The sequence below is a fragment of the Mesorhizobium sp. C399B genome (assembly GCF_030323185.1).
GTDB lineage: Bacteria > Pseudomonadota > Alphaproteobacteria > Rhizobiales > Rhizobiaceae > Mesorhizobium.
The window spans coordinates 162,445-188,816 of record NZ_CP100472.1 but is presented as its reverse complement, the minus strand read 5'-3'; the positions used below and the strand labels follow the sequence as shown (position 1 = coordinate 188,816).

General features: G+C 58.9%; 35 protein-coding genes. 13 read left to right on the top strand and 22 right to left on the bottom strand.

Annotated elements, in window-relative coordinates; all coding sequences use genetic code 11:
* Positions 1-2: 2 nt before the first annotated feature.
* The 7 genes from NLY36_RS00955 to NLY36_RS00925 form a co-directional block, all read right to left on the bottom strand.
* Positions 3-812: an MBL fold metallo-hydrolase gene (locus NLY36_RS00955; RefSeq protein ID WP_023736649.1), complete on the bottom strand. Its 810-nt coding sequence runs from the start codon at positions 810-812 to the stop codon at positions 3-5.
* Between the two features lie 3 nt (positions 813-815).
* Positions 816-1,604 carry a TatD family hydrolase gene (locus NLY36_RS00950; RefSeq protein ID WP_023696113.1) on the bottom strand — a complete coding sequence of 263 codons (789 nt, stop codon included), beginning with the start codon at positions 1,602-1,604 and terminating at the stop codon, positions 816-818.
* Positions 1,604-3,154 carry a methionine--tRNA ligase gene (metG, locus tag NLY36_RS00945; protein WP_023706564.1) on the bottom strand — a complete coding sequence of 517 codons (1,551 nt, stop codon included), beginning with the start codon at positions 3,152-3,154 and terminating at the stop codon, positions 1,604-1,606. The genes NLY36_RS00950 and metG overlap by 1 nt, the downstream gene beginning before the upstream one ends.
* A gap of 90 nt (positions 3,155-3,244) precedes the next feature.
* Positions 3,245-4,300, bottom strand: coding sequence for a DNA polymerase III subunit delta' (locus tag NLY36_RS00940; RefSeq protein WP_023730621.1), 1,056 nt, complete (start codon positions 4,298-4,300; stop codon positions 3,245-3,247).
* Positions 4,297-4,971 carry a dTMP kinase gene (gene tmk, locus NLY36_RS00935; protein WP_023696115.1) on the bottom strand — a complete coding sequence of 225 codons (675 nt, stop codon included), beginning with the start codon at positions 4,969-4,971 and terminating at the stop codon, positions 4,297-4,299. The genes NLY36_RS00940 and tmk overlap by 4 nt, the downstream gene beginning before the upstream one ends.
* Before the next feature lie 72 nt (positions 4,972-5,043).
* The gene (locus NLY36_RS00930; RefSeq protein WP_023736648.1) at positions 5,044-6,210 is read right to left on the bottom strand and encodes a D-alanyl-D-alanine carboxypeptidase family protein; all 1,167 of its coding nucleotides are present in this window, start codon (positions 6,208-6,210) and stop codon (positions 5,044-5,046) included.
* A gap of 102 nt (positions 6,211-6,312) precedes the next feature.
* A complete protein-coding gene (locus NLY36_RS00925; RefSeq protein WP_023701721.1) occupies positions 6,313-7,518 on the bottom strand; it encodes a septal ring lytic transglycosylase RlpA family protein in 1,206 nt (401 codons plus the stop codon).
* Between the two features lie 295 nt (positions 7,519-7,813).
* On the opposite strand from NLY36_RS00925, the gene NLY36_RS00920 reads away from it, so the two are divergent.
* From NLY36_RS00920 to NLY36_RS00905, 4 genes are all read left to right on the top strand, one after another.
* Positions 7,814-8,293 (top strand): MgtC/SapB family protein, encoded by a 480-nt coding sequence (locus NLY36_RS00920; RefSeq protein ID WP_031249345.1) that lies wholly within the window; start codon positions 7,814-7,816, stop codon positions 8,291-8,293.
* Positions 8,294-8,730: 437 nt separating this feature from the next.
* Positions 8,731-9,195 carry a hypothetical protein gene (locus NLY36_RS00915; RefSeq protein WP_023736647.1) on the top strand — a complete coding sequence of 155 codons (465 nt, stop codon included), beginning with the start codon at positions 8,731-8,733 and terminating at the stop codon, positions 9,193-9,195.
* Between the two features lie 452 nt (positions 9,196-9,647).
* Positions 9,648-10,508 (top strand): ATP-dependent DNA ligase, encoded by an 861-nt coding sequence (locus NLY36_RS00910; RefSeq protein WP_023736645.1) that lies wholly within the window; start codon positions 9,648-9,650, stop codon positions 10,506-10,508.
* A 106-nt stretch (positions 10,509-10,614) separates the two neighbouring features.
* Positions 10,615-10,842: a DUF768 domain-containing protein gene (locus NLY36_RS00905; protein ID WP_023736644.1), complete on the top strand. Its 228-nt coding sequence runs from the start codon at positions 10,615-10,617 to the stop codon at positions 10,840-10,842.
* Between the two features lie 214 nt (positions 10,843-11,056).
* Here the strand turns inward: NLY36_RS00905 and NLY36_RS00900 are convergent, their stop codons facing one another.
* From NLY36_RS00900 to NLY36_RS00885, 4 genes are all read right to left on the bottom strand, one after another.
* A complete protein-coding gene (locus NLY36_RS00900; RefSeq protein WP_023736643.1) occupies positions 11,057-11,452 on the bottom strand; it encodes a DUF5615 family PIN-like protein in 396 nt (131 codons plus the stop codon).
* Complete coding sequence (locus NLY36_RS00895) at positions 11,449-12,162, bottom strand: DUF433 domain-containing protein (protein WP_023736642.1); 714 nt, start codon at positions 12,160-12,162, stop codon at positions 11,449-11,451. Before NLY36_RS00895 ends, NLY36_RS00900 begins: the two co-directional genes overlap by 4 nt.
* A 109-nt stretch (positions 12,163-12,271) precedes the next feature.
* Positions 12,272-12,646: a hypothetical protein gene (locus tag NLY36_RS00890; protein ID WP_156933255.1), complete on the bottom strand. Its 375-nt coding sequence runs from the start codon at positions 12,644-12,646 to the stop codon at positions 12,272-12,274.
* Positions 12,647-12,820: 174 nt separating this feature from the next.
* Positions 12,821-13,078, bottom strand: a complete 258-nt coding sequence (locus NLY36_RS00885; RefSeq protein WP_023736640.1) for a hypothetical protein — start codon at positions 13,076-13,078, stop codon at positions 12,821-12,823.
* 498 nt (positions 13,079-13,576) lie between these two features.
* On the opposite strand from NLY36_RS00885, the gene NLY36_RS00880 reads away from it, so the two are divergent.
* The 3 genes from NLY36_RS00880 to NLY36_RS00870 all read left to right on the top strand — a co-directional run bounded on the left by NLY36_RS00880 (position 13,577) and on the right by NLY36_RS00870 (position 14,820).
* Positions 13,577-13,924: a hypothetical protein gene (locus NLY36_RS00880; protein WP_023736639.1), complete on the top strand. Its 348-nt coding sequence runs from the start codon at positions 13,577-13,579 to the stop codon at positions 13,922-13,924.
* A gap of 384 nt (positions 13,925-14,308) precedes the next feature.
* The gene (locus NLY36_RS00875) at positions 14,309-14,467 is read left to right on the top strand and encodes a hypothetical protein (protein WP_245260303.1); all 159 of its coding nucleotides are present in this window, start codon (positions 14,309-14,311) and stop codon (positions 14,465-14,467) included.
* 140 nt (positions 14,468-14,607) lie between these two features.
* On the top strand, positions 14,608-14,820 hold the full coding sequence (locus NLY36_RS00870) for a hypothetical protein (RefSeq protein WP_023736637.1): 213 nt from the start codon (positions 14,608-14,610) through the stop codon (positions 14,818-14,820).
* A gap of 1,435 nt (positions 14,821-16,255) precedes the next feature.
* Here the strand turns inward: NLY36_RS00870 and NLY36_RS00865 are convergent.
* Positions 16,256-16,516 carry a hypothetical protein gene (locus NLY36_RS00865; RefSeq protein ID WP_023736635.1) on the bottom strand — a complete coding sequence of 87 codons (261 nt, stop codon included), beginning with the start codon at positions 16,514-16,516 and terminating at the stop codon, positions 16,256-16,258.
* Between the two features lie 376 nt (positions 16,517-16,892).
* Here NLY36_RS00865 and NLY36_RS00860 point away from each other — a divergent pair, with 376 nt between their 5' ends.
* Positions 16,893-17,090, top strand: coding sequence for a hypothetical protein (locus NLY36_RS00860; protein WP_023716349.1), 198 nt, complete (start codon positions 16,893-16,895; stop codon positions 17,088-17,090).
* A gap of 62 nt (positions 17,091-17,152) precedes the next feature.
* Here NLY36_RS00860 and NLY36_RS00855 read toward each other — a convergent pair whose 3' ends face one another.
* Positions 17,153-17,449 (bottom strand): hypothetical protein, encoded by a 297-nt coding sequence (locus NLY36_RS00855; protein WP_245260302.1) that lies wholly within the window; start codon positions 17,447-17,449, stop codon positions 17,153-17,155.
* A gap of 62 nt (positions 17,450-17,511) precedes the next feature.
* Between NLY36_RS00855 and NLY36_RS00850 the strand changes: the two genes are divergently transcribed.
* Positions 17,512-18,234 (top strand): ATP-dependent DNA ligase, encoded by a 723-nt coding sequence (locus tag NLY36_RS00850; RefSeq protein WP_286461638.1) that lies wholly within the window; start codon positions 17,512-17,514, stop codon positions 18,232-18,234.
* 23 nt (positions 18,235-18,257) lie between these two features.
* Here NLY36_RS00850 and NLY36_RS00845 read toward each other — a convergent pair whose 3' ends face one another.
* Both NLY36_RS00845 and NLY36_RS00840 read right to left on the bottom strand, forming a co-directional pair.
* Positions 18,258-18,695, bottom strand: a complete 438-nt coding sequence (locus NLY36_RS00845) for a Ros/MucR family transcriptional regulator (protein ID WP_023736634.1) — start codon at positions 18,693-18,695, stop codon at positions 18,258-18,260.
* Between the two features lie 127 nt (positions 18,696-18,822).
* On the bottom strand, positions 18,823-19,362 hold the full coding sequence (locus NLY36_RS00840) for an SOS response-associated peptidase (RefSeq protein ID WP_023736633.1): 540 nt from the start codon (positions 19,360-19,362) through the stop codon (positions 18,823-18,825).
* Positions 19,363-19,771: 409 nt separating this feature from the next.
* On the opposite strand from NLY36_RS00840, the gene NLY36_RS00835 reads away from it, so the two are divergent.
* Positions 19,772-20,080 carry a hypothetical protein gene (locus NLY36_RS00835; protein ID WP_156933252.1) on the top strand — a complete coding sequence of 103 codons (309 nt, stop codon included), beginning with the start codon at positions 19,772-19,774 and terminating at the stop codon, positions 20,078-20,080.
* Between the two features lie 70 nt (positions 20,081-20,150).
* A complete protein-coding gene (locus tag NLY36_RS00830; RefSeq protein WP_023736631.1) occupies positions 20,151-20,402 on the top strand; it encodes a hypothetical protein in 252 nt (83 codons plus the stop codon).
* Between the two features lie 116 nt (positions 20,403-20,518).
* Here the strand turns inward: NLY36_RS00830 and NLY36_RS00825 are convergent, their stop codons facing one another.
* The 7 genes from NLY36_RS00825 to NLY36_RS00795 all read right to left on the bottom strand — a co-directional run bounded on the left by NLY36_RS00825 (position 20,519) and on the right by NLY36_RS00795 (position 24,401).
* Positions 20,519-21,115, bottom strand: coding sequence for a hypothetical protein (locus NLY36_RS00825; protein WP_023736630.1), 597 nt, complete (start codon positions 21,113-21,115; stop codon positions 20,519-20,521).
* 43 nt (positions 21,116-21,158) lie between these two features.
* Entirely contained in the window at positions 21,159-21,497 is a 339-nt protein-coding gene (locus NLY36_RS00820) for a hypothetical protein (protein WP_023736629.1), read from the bottom strand.
* Between the two features lie 263 nt (positions 21,498-21,760).
* On the bottom strand, positions 21,761-21,967 hold the full coding sequence (locus tag NLY36_RS00815; RefSeq protein WP_023736628.1) for a hypothetical protein: 207 nt from the start codon (positions 21,965-21,967) through the stop codon (positions 21,761-21,763).
* Positions 21,964-22,239 carry a hypothetical protein gene (locus NLY36_RS00810; RefSeq protein ID WP_023736627.1) on the bottom strand — a complete coding sequence of 92 codons (276 nt, stop codon included), beginning with the start codon at positions 22,237-22,239 and terminating at the stop codon, positions 21,964-21,966. The genes NLY36_RS00815 and NLY36_RS00810 overlap by 4 nt, the downstream gene beginning before the upstream one ends.
* 100 nt (positions 22,240-22,339) lie before the next feature.
* On the bottom strand, positions 22,340-22,753 hold the full coding sequence (locus tag NLY36_RS00805) for a DUF6074 family protein (protein ID WP_023736626.1): 414 nt from the start codon (positions 22,751-22,753) through the stop codon (positions 22,340-22,342).
* A gap of 655 nt (positions 22,754-23,408) precedes the next feature.
* Positions 23,409-24,239, bottom strand: coding sequence for a DUF3102 domain-containing protein (locus tag NLY36_RS00800; RefSeq protein WP_023736625.1), 831 nt, complete (start codon positions 24,237-24,239; stop codon positions 23,409-23,411).
* A complete protein-coding gene (locus tag NLY36_RS00795; protein ID WP_023736624.1) occupies positions 24,240-24,401 on the bottom strand; it encodes a hypothetical protein in 162 nt (53 codons plus the stop codon).
* Between the two features lie 185 nt (positions 24,402-24,586).
* Between NLY36_RS00795 and NLY36_RS00790 the strand changes: the two genes are divergently transcribed.
* The gene (locus NLY36_RS00790) at positions 24,587-25,114 is read left to right on the top strand and encodes a hypothetical protein (protein WP_156933251.1); all 528 of its coding nucleotides are present in this window, start codon (positions 24,587-24,589) and stop codon (positions 25,112-25,114) included.
* Positions 25,115-25,125: 11 nt separating this feature from the next.
* Positions 25,126-26,331 carry a site-specific integrase gene (locus tag NLY36_RS00785; RefSeq protein WP_023736622.1) on the top strand — a complete coding sequence of 402 codons (1,206 nt, stop codon included), beginning with the start codon at positions 25,126-25,128 and terminating at the stop codon, positions 26,329-26,331.
* The last annotated feature ends 41 nt before the right edge of the window (positions 26,332-26,372 follow it).

Genomic DNA, 26,372 nt, shown 5'->3' with positions numbered 1-26,372 from the left:
TCTCATAAAGGAATTTCGATCACCATGCCGTCATAGGCCGGAGTGACGTTGGCCGGCACCTCGGCCTTCACCGTGGCATAGTCGAGCGGCACATGCATATGCGTCAGCACGGCCTGTTTCGGCGCCAGTTTTTCAATCCAGCCAAGCGCCTGACCGAGCGACAGATGACTGGGATGGGTATGGTACTGCAAGGCATCGATGACCAGCATTTCCAGGGCGCGCAGCCGCTCGGCGGTGGCATCCGGGAAGTCGCTTATATCGGGGCAGTAGGCCAGCCCGCCGATGCGGAAGCCGAGCGAAATGATGTCGCCATGGATCTGCGGCAGCGGCTCGAGGGTGAGGGCACCGCCCTCGCCTTCGATCGTCACCGCCCTTGCGTGATCGATGATGTGCGGCCTGACGATCGGCGGATAGGAACTGCCAAACGGCGTCTCGAAGCAATAGCCGAACGCTTCGCGCAGCCTGAGCATGGTCGGCTGGTCGGCATGGACATCGATCAAATGGCGCTGCTCCAGCACGTAGCCGCGCAGATCGTCGATGCCGTGGATGTGGTCGGCGTGCGGATGCGTATAGACGACGGCGTCGATGCGCCGGACCGCCGCCATCAGCATCTGCTCACGGAAATCAGGCCCGGTGTCGATGACGACCGTGGTTCTGGCGCCGTTGGCTGCTATCCGCTCGACGAGCGCGGCTGAGCGTGTACGCCGGTTTTTCGGATTGGCCGGGTCGCAATTGCCCCAATCGCCGGTGATGCGCGGCGTGCCAGGTGACGAGCCGCAGCCGAGGATGGTGAGGCGCAGCCGGTCGCTCATGCGTCAGAGCCCGGCGGGCCGCGGCATCTTGCCGAACAGCCGGAAGAAGTTCGCCGTCGTCAGCGTCGCGATCTCGGCTTCGCCAACGCCGACCGTCTCCGCCAGCACCTTGGCTGTATGCGCGATATAGGCCGGCTCGTTGCGTTTGCCGCGGAACGGCACCGGCGCCAGATACGGTGCGTCGGTCTCGACCAGCAGCCGGTCATGCGGCACATCGGCTGCGATGGCGCGTAAATCGGCGGAGTTCTTGAAGGTCAGTATGCCCGAGAAGGACACATAGCCACCAAGCGCCACGCCGACCTCTGCCAGCCGTCGCCCCGACGAAAAACAATGCAGGATGAAGGGGAAGGCGCCCTTCCCTGTTTCGTCTTCGAGGATGGCAGCCATGTCGTCATCGGCATCGCGCGAATGGATCACCAGCGGCAAGCCGGTCTCGCGCGCGGCCGCTATGTGAGTGCGAAAGCCCTGCGCCTGCGCATCGCGTGGCGCCTTGTCGTAAAAATAGTCGAGCCCGGCCTCGCCGATCGCCACCACCTTCGGGTGCGCGGACAGGCGCACAAGGTCCTCAGCCGTCACATCCAGCTCTTCGCCGGCATTGTGAGGATGAGTGCCGACCGAGCAATAGATTTCGTCGAAACTCTCGGCAATCTCAAGCACTTGCGCAAACCGCTTCACGCGTGTCGAGATGGTCACCATGTGACCTATACCGGCAGCCTTGGCGCGGGCGACGATGGCCGCCCGCTCCTCGGTGAAATCCGGAAAGTCGAGATGGCAATGGCTGTCGACGAGCATCAGGCGCTCGCCTCAGGGTTTTCGACATAACGCGGAAACACGCCCTCCGGCGCGGGCAGCGCCGTGCCGGGCACCAGCGCATAGTCGGCATGGACATGCGCGAAGTCACGCTTGTCCGCCGGCACCGCCAGCAGGTCCAGCAGCTTGCCGGCCGACCCCGGAATGTAGGGCTGGCACAGCAATGCCACGCGCCGCACCAGTTCGGCGGTCGTCCACAGCACTGTTTCCATGCGCGCCGGATCGGTCTTCTTCAGCGCCCAGGGCGCCTGCGAGGCGAAGTAGCGATCCGCTTCCGCCACAACGCCGAAGATCGCCGCCAACGCGAGATGGATGCCCTGTTCCGACATCGCCTGGCGCGCGGTACCCAGCGCTTCCACCGCCTGGTCGAGGATCGCGCTGTCGGCTTCGGTCAGCTCGCCGCGATGCGGCACCACGCCGCCGCAGTTCTTGGCGATCATCGACAGCGAGCGCTGCGCCAGATTGCCGAGACCGTTGGCGAGATCGGCATTTGTGCGGTTGACGATCGCGTCATGGCTGTAGCTGCCGTCCTGGCCGAATGGCACCTCACGCAAGAAGAAATAGCGCACTTGGTCGAGGCCGTAATGCTCGACCATGGTGAAGGGGTCTACGACATTGCCGACCGACTTCGACATTTTCTCGCCGCGGTTGAACAGGAAGCCATGCGCGAAGACGCGCTTCGGCAGTTCGATGCCGGCCGACATCAGGAAAGCCGGCCAGTAGACAGCATGGAAGCGGACGATGTCCTTGCCGATGATGTGCGTGGCCGGCCAGTAGCGCCATTGCTCGGCCTTGGTGTCGGGATAGCCGGCAGCGGTGATGTAGTTGGTCAAGGCATCGACCCAGACATACATCACATGCTTGTCGTCGCCGGGCACCGGCACGCCCCAATTGAAGGTCGTGCGCGAGACCGAGATGTCCTTGAGGCCGGACCTGACGAAGCTCATCACCTCATTTCGGCGCTCGGCCGGACCGACGAAATCGGGCTGGCTTTCGTACAGCGCAAGCAATTTGTCCTGATAGGCGGAAAGCCTGAAGAAGTAGCTTTCCTCCTCATTCCATTCGACCGGCGAGCCAAGCGGCTCGCGGCGCACGCCGTCGTCGCCGAGCGTGGTTTCGCTCTCTTCGAAATAGGCTTCCTGGCGGACCGAATACCAGCCACTGTAGCGGTCGAGATAGATGTCGCCATTGGCCGCCATCGCCTTCCAGATCGCCTGGCACGACTCGTAGTGGCGTGGTTCCGTCGTGCGGATGTAATCATCATTCGAGCCGCCCAGGACCTCTGTCATCGAACGGAAGATCGCCGAGTTGCGGTCGGCAAGCGCGAGTGGCGTTATGCCTTCCTTCTCGGCCGTCTGCTGCATCTTGAGGCCGTGTTCGTCAGTGCCGGTGAGGAAGAGCACGTCCTTGCCGTCCAGGCGCTGGAAGCGGGCCAGCGCGTCGGTCGCGATGACCGTATAGGCGTGGCCGATATGCGGCTTGCCGTTCGGATAGAAAATTGGTGTCGTGATGTAGAATGTGTCGCGTGACATGAATTAACCGTCATGAATGGCCGAATGAATGTGAGCGGTGGATATCGCATCGAGACGGCGATTGCCATCCCGCCCCAATGCCGAAACCGGTCACATTCGCATTGCGGAATTCAGGCGGTCGATCATGGTCAAGGCGTGCTGCTTCTTGTCAAGATTGTAGGTATCGGTCTCAGATATGGCGTTCAGCGCCTCGTGCCAAGTGTCGGACAGCGTTTTCGCCCGCGCGAGATCCCCAGCCAGCGCGGCTTCACTGGCGCCGGTGGAGAGCAGATCGAGCGCGCGGCGGTTGAAGATGTCGAACTGGATCGCCTGGTCGCGGCCGGCGACGGCCTCGGCAAGGCGATAGGCGCCGGCGATGTCGCTCTTGCCCGACGTGACCAGGGCGTCGAGCGTGCCGGCAATCTCCAGCCCGCCATATTGGGTCAGAAGGATCGCATTGCGGGCGCTGCCCCCTGCCCGTTCCGCTAGTGCCGCGCGCGCAGCAGGATCGGAAGGTGGCGGCGGCTCGACGGTCTCCAGAACACTCATCAGGCTGCCGGCATCGAGCGGCGTCAGCCGCACCATCTGGCAGCGCGAACGGATGGTCGGCAAAAGGCTGCCCGGCGCATGCACGATGAGGATGAACAGCGTGCGGCTCGGCGGCTCCTCGAGGTTCTTCAGCAAGGCATTGGCGGCGTTGGTGTTCATGTCGTCGGCCGGATCGACGATCACCACCCGGTAGCTGCCGTCATGCGAGGTCAGCGACAGGAAGCGGTTGACCTTGCGGATCTCGTCGACGGTGACGACGGTCTTGAAACTCTTGGTCTTGTCGTTCAGCGGCCGGGTCAGGTGCAGCACGCCGGGATGCGCCCCGGTGGCGATCTGGCGAAACAGCGGTGAGGCCGGATCGGGAACGGCAAACACATCCGGCGCCTGGTCGAAGGCCGGATGCTTCAACAGATGGTGCGCCAGGTGAAAGGCAAGCGTCGCCTTGCCGATGCCGACCGGCCCGGCAAAGATCAACGCATGCGGCAGTTTTCCCGAGCGATAGGCGGCAGCGAGCATCGCGGCCGCCTGCTCATGGCCGACCAGGCGCAGCGTCTCGGACGGCTCCGGTACACCGTCCAGTGTGTCGTGCTGCTCGGGAGCGATGCGTTCGAAGATCATGCGGGCGCCGCCTGTCGGTTGCGCGCGGGCGCCCTCGCCTCAAGTGCGGCGAACACCACCGCGGTGATGACATCCTCCACCGCAGCGGGAGGCGCCGACGCGTCGATCACGATGCAGCGGTCCGGCTCGGCGGCTGCGATCGCCAGGAAGGCGTCGCGGCGGCGCTGGTGGATATCCAGCGTCTCCTTTTCGAAGCGGTCCGGACCGTCCTCGGCGCCACGCCGCGCGGCGGCGCGCCGCAAGCCCTCGGCAGGGTCAATGTCAAGGATGAGCGTCATATCCGGCATCATGCCGTGGATGGCGACCTCCTCCAGAGCTTCCATGAAAGCCGGATCGAGGTCGCCGGTGACGCCCTGATAGACGCGCGACGAATCCAGGAAACGGTCGCAAAGCACGATGGAGCCGCGCTCCACCGCCGGCCGGATGACCTGCTCGACATGGTCGGAGCGCGCGGCGGCAAACAGCAGCGCCTCCATCTTCGGCCCGAACGGCTCGGCGGCGCCGGACAGGAGCACATGCCTGACCGCCTCGGCGCCGGGTGACCCCCCGGGTTCGCGGGTGAGGAGGACATCGTATTTCTTGGCGCGCATCTTCTGGGCCAGCCGCTCGATCTGCGTCGACTTGCCGGCGCCCTCGCCGCCTTCGAAGGTGATGAAAAATCCGCTTGCCAATCGAAAGGCCTTTGTCCTGCTTTGCGCTGGTGTCTTAGTCCGCGCCCGAGAAAAGGTCCACGCCGCAGGAACTCAACGCAGCCAGCCTACGGCCAGTTCCCTGGCGGCATCAAACGCTCGTTGCGGCAGTGTGCCGACGCCAACCGATTCGGCGGCGAAAAGCGGGGTTTCCTGGCTCAGCGTGTCGCCGATCCAGACGCGCAGCGCGCCGACGGGCTGTCCCTCCTCCACCGGCGCCGATACCGGCCCCTGATAGACGATCCTGGCGGTCAGCTTGTCGCGGTTGGCGATCGGCAGCAGGACGTCGATGGGCGCCTTTGCCTTCAGCGCTACGCTGGATTTGGCGCCGCCGAACACCTGGGCCTCGCCGACCACTTCGTTGCTGGCGAAAATCTCGGTCTTCTCGAAGGAGCGGACGCCCCATTCAAGCAGCTTGCGCGCTTCCTCGGCGCGCTCGCGGTCGTTGGCCAATCCGCTCATCGCCGCGATCACCCGCGTCCCGTCATGGCTGACCGAGCCGACAATGCCGAAACCGCCCGCCTCACTCGACCCGACCGCCAGCCCATCGGCACCGATGCCCATGGCCAGCAATGGGTTGCGGTTCTTTTGCGAGATCTTGTTCCAGGTGAAATCGGCCCGGCCGTAATAGAGATAGAGATCCGGATATTCGCGCCATATATGCAGGCCAAGCTGCGCCAGTTCGCGCACTGTCGTCTGCTGGCCGTCGGCCGGCAGGCCGGTGGAATTGACAAATGTCGATTTCGGCAGCCCGATCTGGCGCGCGCGATCGTTCATCTGCGCCGCGAAATTCTCTTCCGAACCGGCCATGCCTTCGGCCAGCACCATGCAGCCGTCATTGGCGGCCTGTATGGTGACCCCCTGGATCAGATCCTCGACCCGGATCGCCGATTTGAGCTTGGCAAACATGGTCGACGTTCCCGAAGGCGCACCGCCCTTGCGCCAGGCATTTTCCGAAACCACGAAGGTGTCGTCGAGGCTCATGCGCTTCGACTTGATGGCGTTGAAGACCATCTCCATCGTCATCAGCTTGGCCATCGAGGCCGGCGGGATCGGTTGGTCGGCATCCTTGGAAAACAGCACCGTGCCGGTTTCGGCATCGATCATGAAAGCCTGCGTCGCCTTGGTCTCGAAAAGCTGCGCGTTGGCCGGAACCAGCGCGGCAAGCAAGAAGCCAAGGCCAAAAAGCCCGGCAAAAGGGTGGAAAAGGCGAAATCGCATGAAGAGGCTCGACTGTTAGCCGGCAGAAACTTGCCGCAACGCTATCAGGCTTCTTCCCGGCGGATCAACCGCGCAATGACAAAACCGGCGTGCCTTTGTTGGTCAGTTGCGCACAGCCAGCGCGTCCGGCGCGCCATGCGACCATGCCGCGCGCAAGAGGTCGTCGACATTGCCATGGCCATCCGGATAGAGATTGACCGCGTACCAGTCATTGCCGTCGAGTTCGGTGCTCTGGATTTCGGTCCTGCCGAACGGTTCGAGAGCCGCAGCCACCCGCTTTGCCTCGGCGGCATCGTCGAAGGATCCGGCGGCGACATAGTCGGAAACGGCAGGCGATGCCTGCGGGTTGGATTTCTTCCACGATTGCAGGATGTCGGCTGGCGACATGCCCTGGTCGTCAAGCGCTGCAAAGACGTCGGCGCGCTGTACGCGCTCATCCGCATAGGAGAGCGAAGCCACGGCAAAGGGCGATTCCGGGCGCTGAGGCACGATCGGCCCGAATTCAGGCAGCGTCACATCGCTTGAGGCCGGTGCCTGCATCGACATCACTGGCTGTGTGTCGGAATTCGTCAACTGACCAGGAAACGGCACTACGGCAGGGGGTGCGCCAACAGATAGGCTCGGCGAAGGTCCGTTCATCGCCACCATGACGCCGGTCGGCAAGCCATCGGACGGGTCCGGGCGGTTGCCCGGGCGGTAGGAGGCGACCAGATATTGGTCGTCGTCGCCGTCGAGCGGTGCGCGGCCAATATATTCCACCTTGACCCTGGCCGTGCCGACCTTGGCATAATCGAGCATTTGCGCGGCGCGTTCCGAGACATCGATGATGCGTCCCTCGTGATAGGGGCCGCGGTCGTTGACGCGCACGATGACCGAGCTTCCGGTCTCGGTGTTGGTGACACGGGCGTAGCTTGGCAGCGGCATGGTCGGATGCGCCGCCGTCAGATGGGTCATGTCGTAGACTTCGCCATTGGCTGTGAGGCGACCGTGGAAGGCATCGCCATACCAGGAGGCGAGACCGACCTTGGCGTAGCGCTTGTCTTCCTTGGGGTAATACCACTTGCCGCGCACCTGATAGGGCTTGCCCAACTGGTCGCGGCCGCCGCCGCGCCGCATGTACTGAACGCGCGGGCTGGCCTTCACGCCGTACTCGGTCTCGGCAAAATATTCCTTCGAGCGAGGCTTCTTGTAGACCATGGCTTTCGGCTCGGACTGCGGCGACGCGCACGCGGCCAGCAACGCAGCCGAAAGAGCGCACAACACCAAAGCAGGAGCGCGACGAAGACGCCGATGCGTCGTGGTCTGCATGTTTTCCGATGTCCCCTACCGTCTCGACACAGGCGCCGCTTCTAGAATTTCGGCGGAGCCAGATGAGCAATGCCTGCGACGCGCCAATCCCCATCCCTTGTGCGCAGGAATTGTTTATCAGCGTATTAATCGATTGTGTCCGGAACCGGGCAGGAATGTGGCGGCCAGGTCCCGGGCTGGCCGGGCGCCTGTGAGGAGGCATCCGAGACCTCTGTCCTTTGGAGTCTGGAAGTGAACCTGTGGCATGAAGCGCGGCTGCCTGGAACCGACCGACCCGAGATACGTTCTGCGCCTCATGGATGAATTCATTGAACGTTTCGGGCAACAGACGTGGCTGCCCTTTTCCGTAATTTCAGCCAGGCTTTTGCTCGCGGCCGTCCTTGGCTCCATCGTTGGGATCGAACGCGAATGGCGTAACCGACCGGCCGGATTGAGGACACACATCCTGGTCTGTGTTGCGACGGCTCTAATTGCCATCCTCACGATCGAGATTACTCATCTTCACGTCTTCGATGGTCAGGAAATCGCCATTGATCCTATCCGCTTGATCGAAGCCACGACTGCCGGCGTGGCATTTCTGGCCGCGGGCTTGATCTTCTTCTCCAAGGGCGAGGTTCAAGGGCTTACCACTGGGGCGGGCATGTGGCTGGCAGGCGCCATAGGCCTGGCGGTTGGGCTCGGGTTCTGGCAGATCGCGGCTTTGGCTACCTTGCTCGCACTTGTCGTGCTGGGTCCTCTGCAACTTGTGCAGGTCGGCAGCAAGGATCGCAATTAGATCCCGGCTCCTTCGAAAACGGGTTCGCAGCTCCGTTCGGGTAACGAACGCCACCCCCTATTATCCATGGCAGCGCCGATGGTTGACTTGGCGATGGGCAACGCTCTAGATGAACCGCAAGCTGGTCCGGAAGGATAGGTATCATTCGATACCAACTGTCGTTCACTGGGTCGGTTGATGTTCCTAGATGATTGAAAAGTCACGTTGGAGGGATGGCCGAGCGGTTTAAGGCACCGGTCTTGAAATTCGGTCATTCACGTCCCTTCCCATCCCACTACGTCCTTCCAAGTGCCGTCTTTTCAAGGCGTTGAGGCGGCGCCCATACCTTCAATCCCGCCTCGTACCTTCGAGTGCTACGCAGTTTAGTTGCAAAATGCGTAGCAGTTTGTTGCGGAATTGTTCTGGCTACACATGCTGGCCTATGGAGGAAGATGACAATGGTTTTAAGCGATCTCCTGTTTTTCTCGCCGGTCATCCTTGGCGGCGTCGGCATGATCCTGTCGAAGGTTCCCGACATGATCGACGCCATCACAGGCGACCACGGGCAAGCCGACTTCGAACGGTTCATGATGGATGCCGGCCGGCGCGGTCTCAGCTACTCGGATTCCATGCGGGAACTCGATATCAGGACCATCTTCGCGCGGCTTCGCCGTGAGGCCAGCGGCGCCGTCGCCATCGATGTCCAGAACTGGGCAACGATCCTGGAGGCCGCCGTTCAGAAATGCCTCGCCGACAACCCGCAACATGATCGCGAGCTCAAGGCCATGATGCAGGGCCTATCCTACGCGCATATCTTGTACCCAGCGGAGGCCGCCATGGTCGATGATCTCTACAGCGGCTTCCGGCGGCGCCGTGACGGCTTCTCTATTGATCAGCAGGCCGCACTGCGATTTTCTGGCTGATCATTAATACCGGCCAATCGGTTCCCAAGCCTTGAAATATGGCTCAGCTGCAACTGTGTTCGGGTCTCTTCTGATATCCTGGCTGTGCGGCGAACCATCCTCGAATAACCATCGATGCCCGGCTGCGGACAATTCTTGGAGGTAATCTCGCAGGGTATCTGCTTGATAAATTCGATACAGGTTACGTTGATATCTGACCGGACCCATATCCAGAACGCGAAAGAGGAGTCTTATCTGGATCAGGGGCAAGCGGTCGCCGGTAGGAAATTTGTGCAACGCATAGACGTTGGTCTGAAAATCGGAAATCCAGTCACGCCGCCTCGGCATACTCAGCCCCTCTCGCGGTTAACGTCCCTTAAACGTACCATAATCCTTGTTATATCCATTTTTGCTAAACTAAGCGGAACCGATCCTAAGCCTCTGGCTTGAATCGCGATTTCGTGAGTCAGTGCATGCGTCTCAAATTCATACCGCCACTCATGCCGACCCTGATGGAAAAGCCGCCTGAGGGCGACGCCTGGATTCACGAAATAAAATTCGACGGCTACCGCTCCCAGATCATCATCGATGAGGGAGGCATTCGGATATTCACGCGGCGTGGTCTTGATTGGACATCGAAATACCGCGACCTGGTCAAGGCCGCCGAAGGTCTCAGGGTCGAAAGCGCCATTCTCGATGGCGAGGTCATCGTCACCAATGAGGCCGGCCTGTCTGATTTCCGGGCCTTGCGGAGCGCGATCACCCGGCGGCAACATGATCTCTATTTCGTCGCCTTCGATCTCCTGCACCTCAATGGCCAGGATCTCAGAGATATGCCGCTCCAGGATCGCCGCGAGATCCTGGAAGCCATGATCCCGGCCGGCGGCAGGATCCAGTTCAGCCAAGCCCTTCCCGGCGACGCCAAGGCCATCTTCAAGCTAGTCGATGATGCCGGTCTCGAAGGCATGGTCTCGAAGCGCAAGGACAGCGTTTACCGATCCGGTGATTCAACGGGATGGCTGAAGATCAAGGCTTATGCCGTTGATGAATTCGATCTCATCGGCGTCGAACGCGAACAGGGCAAGGCCGCCTTCGCCCTGATGGCGGAACGCGGAACCGGTCGCTATGTCGGCGCCGCCTTCATCAACGCCAATCGGGCGATGCGGGAACGGCTATGGGAACGCGTCCAGGCCAATCCAGGGGCGCCGCCGAAGGGCATGAAGCGGCCGGCGACGGTTTGGGTCAAGCCGGGCCTTATAGGGCGCGTGAAGCACCTACGCGGCGAGGAAGACTTGCGCCATGCCTCACTGCAAGATTTCCGGGAAGAGACCTGATGCCCCGGCGCACTTCGCGCTTCGTTCCCGGTGGATACAACAAGCGTTCTTCCGCTGCGGCATCTTCAAGCGCGGAACCTAATAAATACTCTTGGCTTATTCTCTCATGAGCAAGCGCGGTATAGATTTCTTCGAAAAATGGATGGCAGAGCATCTGCCTAACGCCTTGACCGACGATCCAGCGGCTATAAGCGACATGGCAGACCAGGCGATGAAGGCCGCCGACAAGGAAGGCATCCCCGCCGAAGAGATCGCCGATGAGGTCGGCAGTGTCTTCGAGGTGATCGCCGACTCCATGCAGCACCGCGAAGGCGGCCGCCCGGTTCTAGCCTGAAGCCTTCTCCCGTGGCTGTGCCGGGCCTTGTCCCGTTCCACTGGATGAACCGCGCTCTCTCGCCGGGCGCGCGGTAGTGCTCGCAGTAATAGTCCAGAAGCGGCCCGACAATGCTCTTGAGCGCCGACGAGCGTAAAGGCACGGGTATCAGGATCAAGCTTGAGGAGGTGCGACTTGGTGAGCATGTGGCTTCCCCAAAAGGAAATAAGCGGAATTACTTCAGCTGCGCGATCCGATTGCTCTTCATCTGTAACTCGAAGATCGCGCCGCCCTTCACGATTTCCGCCTGCTTTTCGATAATAGTCCAGAGCGCCAGAAGCCGCTCCATCTGCTTCGTCACCGGCGCCTTATAAAGGCCTTTCGACAGGAAGAACCCCACAAGGCGAGAGTTTCGGAAGGCATGGTATTCGAGAGCGTTTCTGGTGATGCGCCTGTCGCCCGAGATCACTATCCATCGCCCCTCAGCGCTGCTGGACTGAATCCAGTCGATATCCTTGACGCTGGGGCCGTATTTCTCCCGCACATGGATTACATCATGCAGTCCTACGAACAATGCATTTAGGGATTTGGCCAGCGCCGGCGAAAGGTTCTCATCGATGAGAACTTTCACGCCGCTTTCAGGTCATGTTGGAAGTTCACCGCATCGCGGACGACTGCAGGCGAAACCTCGTATAGCCGGGCGACGCGTTCGACCGATCCTTCGGCCTCTACTGCATCTGCCAGCGCCACGGTAGGCACTCCCGATTTCGCGGCGATAGGCTGGCCAAAAGACCGTTCCGGATCGATGACAATTGAAGGTCGGCCGCGATAAGGCCGCCACCGCGCCACGGCATCTTTCTCGATATCCAGATCCTTGAACGTCTGGTCGATCACCTGCCGAAACACGTATTGTTTCTTCCGTAGGTCGAGCACCTCAGACTTGCCGGTCCTTTCGATGCTCTCCAAGAAAATCGTTCGGCCATCGGTCTGGAACCTCCGCGTCGAGAAAGGCCGGTCATCGCCAACGCATTCTTTGGCGTATTCAATGCAATTCCGGATTGCGAGGAGACCGACGCCGGCCTCGGTGAAGGCCTTCACAAATCGTAGCTCAATCAGATCTCGGAATCCGATTTCGAGATGGTCGTCGTCGCCGTTGGGAACCTGAGACTGCCACAGCGGTTCGATGTCATGGACAACGTTATTCCGGCGGTATGTGTACCCCTTTAACCAGCGATTTACATTCCTGGCTGAGGTCTTGATGAGCAAGGCCGCTTCCTGGGCGGAGTAAGACCCCACACCAAAAAGAATCGTTCCCTCAACGCCCGCTTGCCTCACGTTCATGCCTATAGGGTATCCTGATTATGGTTGGCCGCAAGATGGCGGCTCCGCACAGATGCCAAAGACCGTTTCCTAGGGAGTAGAAAATTTCGGCGCGCGCGCTAGGCAGCAGTCATTTCTGCGCCGCTGCAACCTTCTCGCTCGCTTCAATTAGCTTTCGGGCAGCGTCGCAGAAAACGCCCTCATTCTCTGCCGTTGGAAATTCCATAGTCGCAACCACGCCGGCTACCGCAAATACCTTCTTGCCCGCTTCCGTCTTGAAGGCGGCATCGCCGCCTGCCGCCCGTATCAAATTGGCTGAAGGCTGTGGAATGCCGCATCTTTCACCAGCAAATAGCGCCATCCCATAAGAAGTTAAAAGCGGGCTTTCTTTAGCAAGTATTTGAAACTCGCTCTGTGCTTTTCCGGGTTCGGCGAATAGGGACTTGAAGTAAACAGCGTATACTTGGTCATTTCGGGCTGGCTTATCAGCGGCGCCGGAACTCATGAGTGTTTGCATTTCGGCTGCGCCAACTCCAAGGGTGAGCGCACCTATCGCCATTGCCCCGAAATGCCACCACCTCATCCGCGTCCCCTCACCCCGAAAAGAGAATGGATTAGCCTCCGCGTGGGCGCAACCTTTATCGAAGCCGCAATTTCAGTCGAAGGTGACAGACAAATGTTAGCACAGATCGGGAAACCGCGCCGCGTCTTTGAGGCATGTAGCCCTTGCAGTTTCGCAGAAAGACGCCGCCGGATCGTATCCCGCCTGTTTGCAGAGCAGGATCGTCCGTTCCAGGACGATGTGATCAAACTCATCCTTCTTAGCCTGCTTTTCCGATACCGACCGTTGGTAGACGCCTGAAGCCGATGTCCAGATGAACTCGCCGACGAAAATTGCGGCCGCGAGGCCAACTAATGCGAAAATGAGATTTTTCATAACACTCCCCTGACCGTGATCGGGGAGTTCAGAACATCTCACGCAGGAGATGCGCCGCAGCCTTTAGGCTTTCGCCTTGGACATGCGCCGCGGCCTCCCCGACCAGGTCGGAGAGAGCGGGTGACGGCTGCTCTTGCGCCGCTGCGTGAAGGGTTCTGACGCCCCTGAGCTACTGCTCAAATCGCGTTATAGAGGTCGGCAAGGCCAATGCCAATGGCGATGCGCTAGCTTTGCCATTGGTGCGTTGCCTGAGTTGGCGAGCCACTCACAAAAGGAATCCCATCCTTGTCGCGATCCAGCTTTCCGTCCCCAAAAACAACCTTGCGAATACCAGTTGGCTTCGTCGCAAGAGCCAATCTGGGAATTGGTCCCCTGTAAGCTCGCACGAATAGCCGCTCTGCACCTCCAGTTTACTGAGGCCAAGCGGAACGCACGCCCGCCGGCCATAGCCGGCGGGCGTTTCGGGCGACGGCAACATTGTGCGCTCGTTAGCAGGCCATGGCAACCGGCCAGGCACTTGCAGCATCCATGGTGGGCGACGCGCCGCCAGCGAAAACGCCTGATTGCACGATTACACAAACGCCCTACATAGTAAGCATGAGTTCGAAAAGCATGGAGGTCGATATGGCGTCTATCCCAGACGAAGATTATAAGTTGCTGGATTTGTACGTTCACAAGGTTCTTACGCGCGCCGGCGTAACGGACGACAAAAAGAGCGAGGCAGTTGAGGATTTGATGCATCCTTTGACTGCATTGATAGACAGTGGGGCTGACTCTCAGGAGTTCATTCCCTACATCAAGTTGAAGCTGCGTGAGTGGGTCGGGCCTAACGCCGGTAGGACCTAGGCACAGCTCGATATGCGCTGCTCGTTTTGCGTGAGGCTTTACCCCTTTTATTGGCCTAACTTCAAGGGCTCGTGATCCGGTTGTTCGCGCCACTTTACCTGGCGGAAAGTGGCGCCGGTCAACCTGCTGGCCGCAGATGGGGCACACATGGAATGCTCTTCCCAGTCAGGCTCATGTGGCTTGCCTGGGATGGGCCATCCCAGGTCGGCTATTCTGGTCATGCCCGACCGAACCCGTCGCAGCGGCAAAAGTTCCGGAAAGGCGTGCCTGTTGCCCGATGGCCCGCTCGCATTTTTTGTACCATATATTCGCGGCTTCCATTAGCATCCTCTCATGGCAACTCTGCGGTACGGCGTAAGGCGGGAACCGGATGGGACGTGGACGGTGTTCGACGTGTTCACCGGGCTGCCGGCTATTGTAGCGGGCCACCCATCTGTCGACCTTCCCGACGTGGAGTATGCCGAAGAACTGGCGGCCATCCTGAATGCCAACGACCTGAAGCAGAGGCTATCTCACGGAAGGTTCCCCGGAGGGTTCGCCTGACTGAGGTGGCATGACAAGTTGGCCATTCGCCCGCCTTCGTATTGCCCATCCTGGATGGCTCGTCCGGTTCCGAACAAGCATTTGTTATTGAAGTCCCGACTACCTGGGTCCTACAATCAGCCTTTCGTAGGGAGGCTGTGATGGATAACGTGGTGCCAATCCGCAAGGCCACGCCTTGCGTGGAAGTGGTCGAAGCTTTCGGTGAATGGTCCGTTCGTGTGGCCGAGGAAGACCAGGAAATTACACGCTCATTCGTCCTGGAATCGTTTGCGCTGTCCTTTGCGGAGGGCCAGCGGATACGCCTGCATCTCGACAGAGTTGTGCGGCTTCAGGACCCTCCTGCGGCTGGGTAACCTCAGTGCCTGGTGATGGCCGATTATTCCAGGGCTGGTGAGGCATGCGACGTCTCTGTCGTCCGCCGGCGGACGCAAGGGCGGCGGATGATCGCGACGACTAGCCTAGCCAATCCGCAACGGCTGGGAAGAATCCGGTTCCCGCCGGCGTTCCCTTCGTTCTTCAAGGAACAGCTTGGTGTGTTCGTCCCACTCAAGAGGCGTTGTCCCGTGGTCTTGAACGAACTTTCCAAACTCCTTGCGCAGGTCGGCAAGGTCCAAAGCCCAAAGATGCTCACTGCAACCGGGGTTCGACATCGCGTTCACCAATTCCGCCCATATTCCCGGAATTAAGTTGGCTTTGCGGTTGAGCCTTCAAGGTGGCAATGCGAGATAATTTGCTCGGTTGCTAATATGCCTATATCTTGGCCAGCGCGGGGGGCCTCATATCTTCCCGCCGTGGCCGGTGCGGTTAAGCCCCCACAAGCACCCCCAACTGCACCGGCCATGCCCAACCGCGCGGGGTAATGGTCTTTGCGCTCGGCAATCTCTTCAAGAGCTTCCGCGAAGCCTGACGCAAATTCTTTGCGAGCCACACTCACCGTTTGGCGGAGCTTCGTATCTCGCTTTACCAGGATCCTATCCGAAGTGATTAGGAGAGCTAGGCGCTTCAGCGGACCTCTAGTCAACGCCGCGTTTGCAATGCCAACGCTTGCCGCAAGAGTGAGTTTCGGTCGGTGCCGATAAGTTTGATCAGAAGGCACGCTTGATCAAGAGTGATGCCGGTTTCTCTGGCGATAGCACGCGCCAACATTTCTTGATGCGGCGTGATCTCGCCAGTCCGATACTGTTCCATGGGCAAAAGCGAACGCGCCCTGGGGACGATGGTTCCACCGACTAATGACTTTTTTTCAGGCAACCGGCCGGGCGGCGTGCAGGTGGGGGAACTGGTACAAATCTACAATTCTTTTTCATTGCAGAGAGGCTTCGGCGGGCTCATTAATGTGGCGTTTACCATTGCCTTTTTGGGAGGATGCGATGGTTGCAACGCCCATAGAAATCGCTCAAGCCGCTACTGCGACTACGGCCACCTTGCTGAAGTGGCAGAAGTCCATGGAGGACCGCGCCACGTTTCGCCAGGACATGGATCAATCGCGCAGGGCGATCCAAGCCTCACGCGAAGTGCTGAAGCGCCTTCGTCAACGTCATCGCGGCGACATGGCGCAAAGTTGGGAAGATGCCGACCCGACTACTGTTCCCGTCTCCGCGTACCAAGCCGACGTTATCCGCTCTGCATTCCGAGGCCTAGTAAGGGAGACGGGTAAGCCTGCGTGTCAATGGCGCGATTTAGCTAAGGCCTTGGTGCGCGATTTCACCGGGTGCGAGCGGATCGAGGCTGCCTTGGTGGATTGGGTCGTCGGCAAGTGGCCCGCAGCCCCCCAGCGGCCCAGAAGCCTTAGGGGCTTGGGAAAAGCAGCAGCAGGATCAGCAGGGCCTGCGCGACGAGACAAAACGATAGATAAATCGACATGATGATCATGGCCGGATCACCAAGGTGACGAGGTGCAACCATGTTCTCGGTTTCGGGCATCTCAACGATCGGCCAGAAGCATCTAGGCTCTAACGTGTTGTCATTATCTGGAGCCACCTGGCGCCGGCGCGGTTCTGCGGTATCGGTAGCAAGCAGAGGGAATCCACTAGTTTTGCCTCCGCCCATCTTGCAACCTCGGCAATTTCATTTTTCACGGCGGAATCCTCAGCAACGGCCGCCCTAACTTTGAACGCCACATTAGGTTCCGCTAAATATTGAAAACTTCGCCTTCGCGCTGTTCGAGCGGGCATTCACGCAGCGGATCGCCGGAGCAGATTGGCGCTAGGTTCAAAGCCTTGGCGGTACGGAACTTCCAAGCAGAAGTTCCGAGCGACGTGGTTCGGTAGCCGTTTTAAGTGGCCCGGCACCGTAGCGGGCTCCACCAAGAACGCGCCGGGCTTGGCCGGCTGGGAAATAGGCACATGCGGCCGACTACCAAGTTATATACGCTCATGCTAATATGAAGGCACCACACCTTAATGAACTTAAGCAAAGGTGGAGCATGGTCGACGAGCCGGTGAGAACCTACGTTGTGAGCGTCGTTGAAGCGGAGCACTGGCGCACTGTGCTGACCACGAAAGACAAGGCCAAGGCCCTGGCTTGGGCGAGAGAGATCGGCGACAAGGTGAGGGTAGACGAGATCACCCCGCAGGTTGATGGCCTTTCTGGAAAAGGTCTGGGGCCGGCGCCCTCCATTTAAAACTGAACAAACCAGAAGGGCACCGAGTGGCGGCCCTTATTTACTAGGGGACGGCGGTTTCATCATCGCGCGCAATTGCTCTGGTCAATTGTTGCGACGATTGCAGCCGCCAGTGCTTCCGCCTCATCCATGAGCCCCGGCCCATAGAGACCGTTCACCGCTTCCTCGCTGGGCAGCACGCCGGGCGGGCAGTGGTCCTCGATTGTGCGCCGGATGAGCGTCAACGCTGCCCGGCATTCGTCGGCTTCGATCTTCATAACCATTGAAACATGCATTTGAGCTAAAATGTTCCGGAACCGATTTCGGGCTCGCGGCTTGAATCGCCGGGTGTGGGTCAGTGCATTGCGTTTGAAGTTCATTCAGCCTTTGATGCCGACCTTGGTGTGAGAAGCCTCCCGAGGGCGATGGATGGACTCACGAGGTGAAGTTTGACGGCTACCGTTCCCAGCTGATCATCGACGAGGACGGGACGCGGATCTACACCCGTCGCGGGCTCGACTGGACAACCAAATACCGCGACATCGTGGCGGCAAGCGCAGAGCTCGGCGCCGAGAGCGCAATCATGGACGGTGAGATCGTCGTGTTGAACGATGCCGGCCTGTCGGACTTCGGCGAACTGCGCAAGGCGATCACGCGGCGGCAGCACGACCTCTATTTCGTTGCCTTTGATCTCCTTCACCTAAACGGCCACGATCTGCGCGACATGGCCCTGGAGGAACGGCGTGAGATCCTTGAAAGCATGATCCCTGCCGACATCCGCATCCAATTCAGCCAGGCGCTGCCCGGAGACGCTAAAGCCATATTCCACCTGATCGATGAAGCCGGCCTTGAGGGCATGGTATCGAAGCGACGTGACAGCAAATACCGCAGCGGCCGGTCGACAGCCTGGCTGAAGATCAAGAGCTACATGGTGGAAGAATACGACTTGCTCGGAGTCGAGCGGGAACCCGGCAAGCCGGCCTTTGCACTAATGGCCGATCGGAAGACCGGGCAGTATGTCGGCTCAGCGTTCATCAACTCCAGCCGGGCAATCCGCGCACGGCTATGGAAGATGGCCGGCGCCGCAATGGGAGAATTGCCTGATCAGCGCCGGCCGGGCGGTAAAATCAGGTCCGCCGCAACTCAATCGATAGCTGATTCTTGACGTCGCGTCAGGTGGGGTTCGGACTACGCCTTCTTCGCCCGTTTCGCCGGCGCCTTAACCTCAGCCTTCCGACCTAGACCAGACGCCTTCGCAAGGGCCGATCGCTTCGCGGCGTAGTTCGGCGCGACCATGGGGTAATCGCGAGACAAGCCCCACTTCTCACGGTATTCGTCGGGTGTCATGCCAAGTAGGCCAAGGTGGCGTTTCATAGACTGGAATTTCCGGCCGTCTTCCAGGCTGATGATATAATCCGGAAACACCGACTTTTTCGGATTTGCTGCAGGCACAAGCTCTTTCGCAGCCGGTGCGATCTGGCTGCTCAAACCTGACAATGAAGCGTGCACAGATGCAATCAGGTCGGGCAAGTTGGCAACCGGTAGTGGGTTCTTGGCTACGTATGCGGAAACGACGTCCGCTGTAAGTTCCGCCAGTTCGACAGCATGGTTGTCTTCGTCGGTCATGTGTTGGTCCCTTGTCTTTGAGACCTCTCTAATGAACCAACTCTACGTGCGCAAGCTCACATGTGCCTGCGGTGAAGTGGCCACATTCCACGCTTGGTCACCGTATGAAATAGCGATATTGATGCGCTTATAGGTATCGCTCCCCCTCGTCGCGGTGCTTCAGGCAGAACCAGTGCGGTAGCTGCCTCGGTCGGGCGAAGCCGAAGCCTCCATCCTCACCGCAGCCGGGGTGCTCGCACGCATGATTGTCGACCCGCCGTCCATCGCGCGAGGCCGCTGTCATGCCTTCGGCAAGCCGTGTTGGTTCGTCGCTCATAACGGGTTGATCGGCCCGACCAGGCCGGGATGGTCGTTGGGCATCGGCCGGGATCAGACATCGCTTTGACTTGAATGCGTCGCGGAAGGCGGGCGCCGTATCGATGCCCTCAATCCTGGCATTGAACATCGCCGCCTTGGGCATTTCCTTCGCCCAGAAGGGGACCAGCCACCAGCGCCCTTCGCGGAGCCGGTGGTTGCCATCCTCACCGGCAGTGACGAACGGCACATCCTGTGTAGGCGCGATGTTGTAGCGGGGTTCGTCGTTGCGTCCGGTCTCGGCCGGCGCAGTCAGGCGGTAGAGCCGGTGGATTTCCGACCACGACAGATATTTGGTGTAGCGTCCGCACATAGCTCTACCTCAGTTGCGCAGGAATTCAGGCACTCTGAGCGGGCCAAGGTCTAAGATGCGTATATCTCTGGCTGCTCGTATTCGATCGCCGCGCTAATGGGTTTCATGGCTCTGTCTCCGGTTTTCGCCAACAGTGAACAAACTCCATGCGGTTAGGCTCAGGCACACCAAAAATTGTTTCAAGCATTGGAGTTGCCGCCGCTCGCCGCCCTCACGATGATTTCCATAACACCTCACCGCGCAACTTGGGTGGCCAGATTGCAACGCCAGCTTTCTGCCGCCATTGTCGTGCGGAGCCCCTACCTGTCAAAATGTACAGTTGAATGGCCTCGACAGCCGTTCCAACCTTTAGATCAATTGATCTGCCTAAAACATCGATTCGTCGGCCTTTGAAACCTAGGTCGTTGGGGTGGCGCCCAAACTTGGAGACGCCGTAGTCAAAATTCCCAACCCACCGGTGAGGAAAATTGCCTCCAGGCTGTTGTTCGAAGAACCCCAAGATGTCGATATCCTTGATGCCATTCTTGCGATCCAAGGAATGCAGGGCCGCCCCTTGGACAAGGCAGAGCACTTACAGGCGTCCGGCGTATCGTCCGGCCCTTTCGGGTCTTTCTCTAAAAAGCTGCTCCATTCGCTCAAGCGCACGAGCCGCCATACATTCCAAATCAGCGTCATTGATCAGCTCCATCGACAGCTCTTCGATATCGTGGTCCATTGACGTACCTCTTTGTCTTGTTGCCCTACGATGGCAGGGATGCCGGCCGCTTCATAGATTTGGATGGTCACGAATGAGATTGTTGCTCCTTTCATTGTTTGTCTTGCTTGGGTCGTCGGCTTGGGCCCAAGTGACCACTTGCTATGGTGACCAATGTACGATCGAGGAAAACGGCGCAAAGAGAGCTTTGACCGCTGAGGAAGTCGCTAAGCTCAAGAGGCAAAATGCTCGTACAGCGCTGGGCAATGTCGAATGCAAGGCTGCAACTGACCCGGCTGCTTGCGAGAAAATGATGGGCGAGCTCTTCGCGCAATTCCCCTACTGATTCAAGAAAGTTCGAAAAATGGGCAAGGCTGTTCCGCGCAACGCGACGTTAAAACCCTATTGGCATCGTCCCAAAGCGCTCCCGAGCGTAAGCCACAGCGGATCACCCCTGCGCAGTTAGTACCTGAAGCGCTCCTTTTTTGTCGGCCCTAGCGCTGTGAAATCGAGCAAGACCTCGTACTCTTCTCGGTCTTGAAACACGGTCAATATCTCAGTTTTCTTTACGGCCGTCGACACAACCGTCCGACCCGATTTATATGAAAGGCGGCGACCTCTGGCGAACCGTACAGCCGTCGCTTTGTCTGTAGTCCACGACAGCCCATATACTCGGTCAGATGCACATCCGCGATATACACGAACCTCACTAGGCAAGGCGTCAAAGAAATCCTGATCATTACCATGTGTCATGCCAACCAACCGAGGCAACACCGATAAGAATTCAAAACGAAGCTCATATGTGTCATCACACCCTGACCAGTGCGTCCGGAACAGGTCCCATCGGGCTTGCGCGTCATCGAGCTTGGCCAACTCACTCAGCAACACGCCGGCAAGCTGCGACGAACTGCATCGGGCCAAAGTTGGTTCGGTCCATATTCCAAACTCTCTGCGAACTTGATCAGTGATTGCCTGGACCACGGCGATATTCTTCGCACCTGTACGCTCGCCCAGCAGCTGCTGAAAGCGCGCATTAAATGCCTGTTCGTCGAAGTTCATCGTGTCAACCTGTAGGATTAAGACAGTGTGGAGGTGGCGACTATTAGGCCTTGACCGCCTTGGGCTGTGCTTTGAGCCGGTCGGCAAGCTTCACGGTAAGCCGAGAAGTCGAGTCGGTCTGCCTAATCAGCGCTAGCAAATCGATGCTGAACGTCACGCCGCTCTTTTTCATTTCTTGGAGTTCGGCATCCAGCATCGACTGCAGCGCTTCAAGCCGCGCTTTCGCTCGGATCAGATCCATCAAGCTATCGATTTGAGGCTGCGAAACGCTTTCCCCGGTGCCGAAATAGGCCTCAAACCCTTCACGGAACGATTTCTTTTCTGCCCTCGAAAGGGCCTTGGGGAAAGGCAAAGCCCTCATACTTTCCACATTTTTGATCATAGCAGACATTGGCTCCAAGACTGAGAACTCGTGTCAGGGCAGCAATCCGTAAAACAATTGCAGAAATCGGGCCGATGCATCGAGCAAATGTTCGAACGCTGCCAGAATAATTGCGCGCGTGGGCGGGCGTGCGCTCGGCGTGCGTTGCCTGCTGTCCACATTTTGATCCCCCCACCTCCTTTAGTGGCGCCGCCGCGCTGGCGTCACAGCGCGGCGGCCAGTGGCCTGAGAGGAGGGTGGCCAGGCCAACAACAAGATTGATTTCAATGGACCGGAAATTTCCGTTTGACCGCATCGACTGAGCGCTTGAACCAGGCTTCAATCTGGATGCTGTACGCGCCCAAGCGTTTGCTCTTCTCGCTATCGCTTAGCCCCTGCTGTGCCAAGGCGGCCTTGTATCTCTCGAGGACACTATCGGCGGCCTGACGGAAGGCAGTCTGGCAGATCTTAACCACTTCGGCGGGAGTCATAATTTCACCGCCTTGGCGCGGGCTTTGCCTACGGGCTTGGCACCCTTTGGCGACCCGGCGGCGAGTTCCAACAGCGTCACGCGATTACTCAGCAACCTTGTTTCTTGAGCAACCAGCTGTTTCATCACGTGACTTATGTCTGCCAGAAGGCTGGTGTCATAGTTGTCGGATGGTGAAATCGACGGCCCACCGCCTTTGGCCAACAGCCTGGCCAAGGAAAGAAGGGCTTCAAGCTGCCCATCGTCATTGGGTGTTTTGGAAATCGAGCGCATCTAGGGCGTCCCATGTTTTGAGGGGGTTCGCTCCTAAGCTTTCGCTTTGGTAACATAGCAAGAGGGGCGGTGAACTGCAAGGTTCGTTGATACAGTGGCGCTAGTGAAGATGTTGCGCGACCGTTGTCCGCGACGCGGGTTTGGTCGCATTCGCTCCCGCACTGCCCTCCGGGCATCGCTCCGCTTCGCTGCGCGGCCGCGACAGAGGTAGGATGGTGGCACTTCGCTTTTGATTCTCGATTTGAGGGATTTTTTTATAGCCGAGCACAAAGGCATTCACCGCGCTTTTGTATGCTCTCATCTCGGCATTGATTTGCTGTTGCTTCAGGCCATCGTGCCGTAGCTTCCCCCGCATTTTGGCGATGTGCTTCTTCCAAAACCGCGTGCCAGTTTCGGGCGATATCAAGCGCAACGCCGTGGCGCGCACGAGCGCGGCGCGGCGGTGCAGCGGGAAGTATGTGGTGCTGCATATCGGCTTCGCTTCCGGTCCTGGACTGAAGAGGCTCAACTGCATATTGGCTCCGTTGGCACTTAAAGGTCCCTCCACGGTAGGGGGAGCCGTGGGGGGTAACATCGATATTATCCTGGGGGGGACCGTGGAGGGTTCACTCTCTCGTCGGGCGGCCCTCGGTGCTTGGAAGGACGATCCCGTCAGGCAGTGATTTTGGATACGATAGCTGAAGGATTCGGGATCTGAGAGAATGACCATTACTTGTGATGCGTGGACCCCGCTTCGATATGAGCACGCCCATCGCTATGGCTTGCTTGACAAGGCGCTCCATCACCACAACGGAGCGCTCCGCAAGGCGCGCCAACCGCTTATTGGTTGCTGTTGTCGTGCCACTTTTCCACACGATTACAAATTTCATGAGATTGATGAGTTTAAAGCTGGCGTTGTGAAGGCCCGCTACTTGCTTGGACACGTAAAGCCATGACTCGAAAGCTACTTGACGTGTAGCTGCTGTTTTAGGCCATTCAAGCCGAATCGATGGCACTGGCGCGATTTCACGGTGTTTCCCTGTAAGCCACTTGGGCTTATCTTCAGCGCGTTGGGCTTCGGCTTGGTCGCCGGCCGAGGCGGACCTGTCGCGAGGGCGGAAATGCATTTTGACTAGTCCTCAAGATCATTCATCGTTGCGCCGGCACCGTTTCCGGGTCGCGTTTAGTCGTCATTGATCGCAGTAGTAAAGTTCGGACAGCATCATGATCCTGGGCGTCACGTTCTTAAACACCCTGTGGATCGAGTCCGCTTTGCCTTGAGCACGCTGCTGTTTCCAGAAGGCTTCACAGGTGGAGTGCTCTAGGTCCCGCAATGCTTTCATCGCCACAACCAATGACGCAATGCTGTCGATTTCGTCGGTACTTGGTTCCTGGTCGTGAACTTCAGCGGGGTCATTGATTTCGCGAACGGCACCGTGAATGCTGTCGGTAGACGGTTCCGGGTCTGGACCAGGGTGTCGCAGCTCCGGCGCGTCAACCTCCTGCATGGGTTCGATTTCGGCCTCGCGCTCCATGGTGGCGATGGCGTCATCATCCGCCTGCCTCATCGCGGCCCGATGCGCGGCCATCGCCTGATCGTAGGTTGCCTTGGTCACCAGCTCGCCGGCGTCGATCCTGCGGTCGATCTCGTCCCTGACCTCCGATGGCGTCTTTGGTGCCGCGAGGAGGTAGAGGGCTTCGGCTGTTACCTTCAAATCCGCAAGGCTTGCGTATTTGTCCGCATAGACCTCAGCTACCCCCATAAAATTCTGGGCTGAGCGTTCGCTCATTTTGAACTCGGCCTTGATCCATTTCATAAAATGGCCGTGACCTACGCGTTCCTTGATATCGATCAGGTCCAGCCCGATCCCGATGATGTCTTCAACAGTGCGGCGCATCCGCAATTTGATACGCGTGGCGGCTTCGCGTACCGCGATGGTGTCCACGTCATTCAACCCGAAGTAGTTGAACGCGCATTTGGCGCTGCTGTCATCGTACAGATCGGGATTGACGCGAGCCATTTACGCGCCCTCGCCTTCCAACAGGCCCAGGCGCTTTGCCTCTTTGGTGACGGCAACCAATTTCAGGCGGCCCATCGTCAGAACCTGAATGTCACCGCGCGCGGCGGCGCTGTAAGAGCCGTTGCGGGACAGATCCAGGAAAATCTTGCCGAAGATCGTCAACGGCAAAGTCGGATGCTCAAGGGCTTCCTTTACAGTCCTGGGTTGTGGCGATCTCACGATTGCACCTCGAAATGTTATTATTTGGCAGTGCAATCGGTGATAGGAAGGGACGAAAAAGGTCAATAGGTGTTGCAAAGTTTTTTGTGTCATTATAGGGAATTGGCATCACATTGGGAGCGGACGGGATGAAATCGGCGACGCCGCGAGGCGGCAAGAGCGAAACGCTCACAATCCGACTTGATCCAAAATCCCGCTTCGTTGTCGATTATCTATCACGGCTCACCGGTGCGACCATTACGAGCACGATAGAGCGCGCGATTTTCGTAGCCGCCTCAAACGCTCCGATTCCTGGCAATCCGGCGACCCCTGCGGAGACAACTTGGCAAGACCTTTGGGATGTCTCTGAGGGTATCCGTGCCCTTCGACTAGCGGCTCAACCGGAATTGTATCCAACCGATGAGGAGGAACGACGCCTTCGCTTCGCACAGGAACATTGGGCGTTGTTCTTCACCAATCACGATTGCAAGACGCCCATCCGGCAGAACGTCGATGTCCTCTGGCCAGATATCGATCAATACATCGCTATGCAGAATGAGGAAAAGGCGACCAACTATTTCGGAGCCAGCAAGGCGATGCATGCCGCACTTGTGGCGGCGAAACTGCGAGTGCCGGATTGGTTCGATGGGCGGGCCAACGGCGAAGAGAATTTTTAGGGGATACAGCAGTGAAGGGCCATCTCAGAGAAAGGTCGCCGGGGCGATGGGCGATAATCTTGGATGTCGGCGAGCGAGATCCGAAAACGGGCAAAAAGAAACGGAAGTGGCACAGCTTCAGCGGCGGCAAGCGCGAAGCTCAAAATGAATGCTCCCGTCTCATATCCGAAATTACCAAAGGCCAATATGTCGAACCGACCAAGCAGACCGTGGCCCAGTTTCTTGAAGAATGGCTCTTATTCATCAAGCCGTCGGTCGCACCGAAAACCCATGAACGCTACACTGAGATATGCCGCAAGGGGCTGACGCCGCTCATCGGCGATGTGGTCCTTTCTAAGCTGAGAACGGACCGTATTGATGCGGCCTTTACAACGGCGCTGACGGCGCCACGCGTCGACCACCGCAAGAAGAAAGATGGCGCGCCGTCGAAGCCTCTTGCGCCGTTGTCCCCCCGCACGGTCCACCACTACCGAAGAGTTCTGGTCAAGGCGCTGGGCCAAGCCGTGACCTGGGAGCGGCTTACTCGCAATCCAGCCACGGCGACGACGCCGCCGAAGGTCGAACGCAAGAAGATGCTGGCATACGATGTGGTGCAGACAGCCAGCATGTTGGACGCCCTCCGGCCGACGCGCATGTTTATTCCCATACTCTTGGCTGTGACGTGCGGCTTGCGCCGTGGTGAGATTCTTGCGCTACGCTGGCGCCACCTTGATCTTGGAGACAACAGCCGGCAGATGTCGATCCAGGAAAGCGCCGAGCAGACAAATGACGGCGTTCGCTACAAGGAACCGAAGAGTGGGCGGGCCAGGACGGTGGCGCTATCTGCTAGCACAGTCGCTGAACTAAAGGCGCACCGCGCGCGGCAGGCTGAGGAACAGTTGCGCCTTGGTATTCGTCCGGATGCCGACAGCTTCGTTGTCGCCCAGGTCGATGGCCAGCCGCTACAGCCTCGCTCCCTCACACATGAGTGGGTGCGCGTTCTCGGCAAGACCTCCCTACCCCGAATCCGGTTCCACGACTTAAGGCACTCGCATGCCTCCCACTTGTTATCGGCAGGCGTCCATCCAAAGATCGCGAGCGAACGCCTCGGGCATTCCGGCATCGGGATCACGTTGGATTTGTATTCGCATGTGATGCCCGGGATGCAGGCCGATGCAGCGGAGCAAGTTGACGTGGCATTGCAGGCGGCTATAAGCAGCCAGCGAAAAGCCGAATAGTTGCAAAGTGCGTAGCAAAGGCACAATGGAGATTTCTTGGC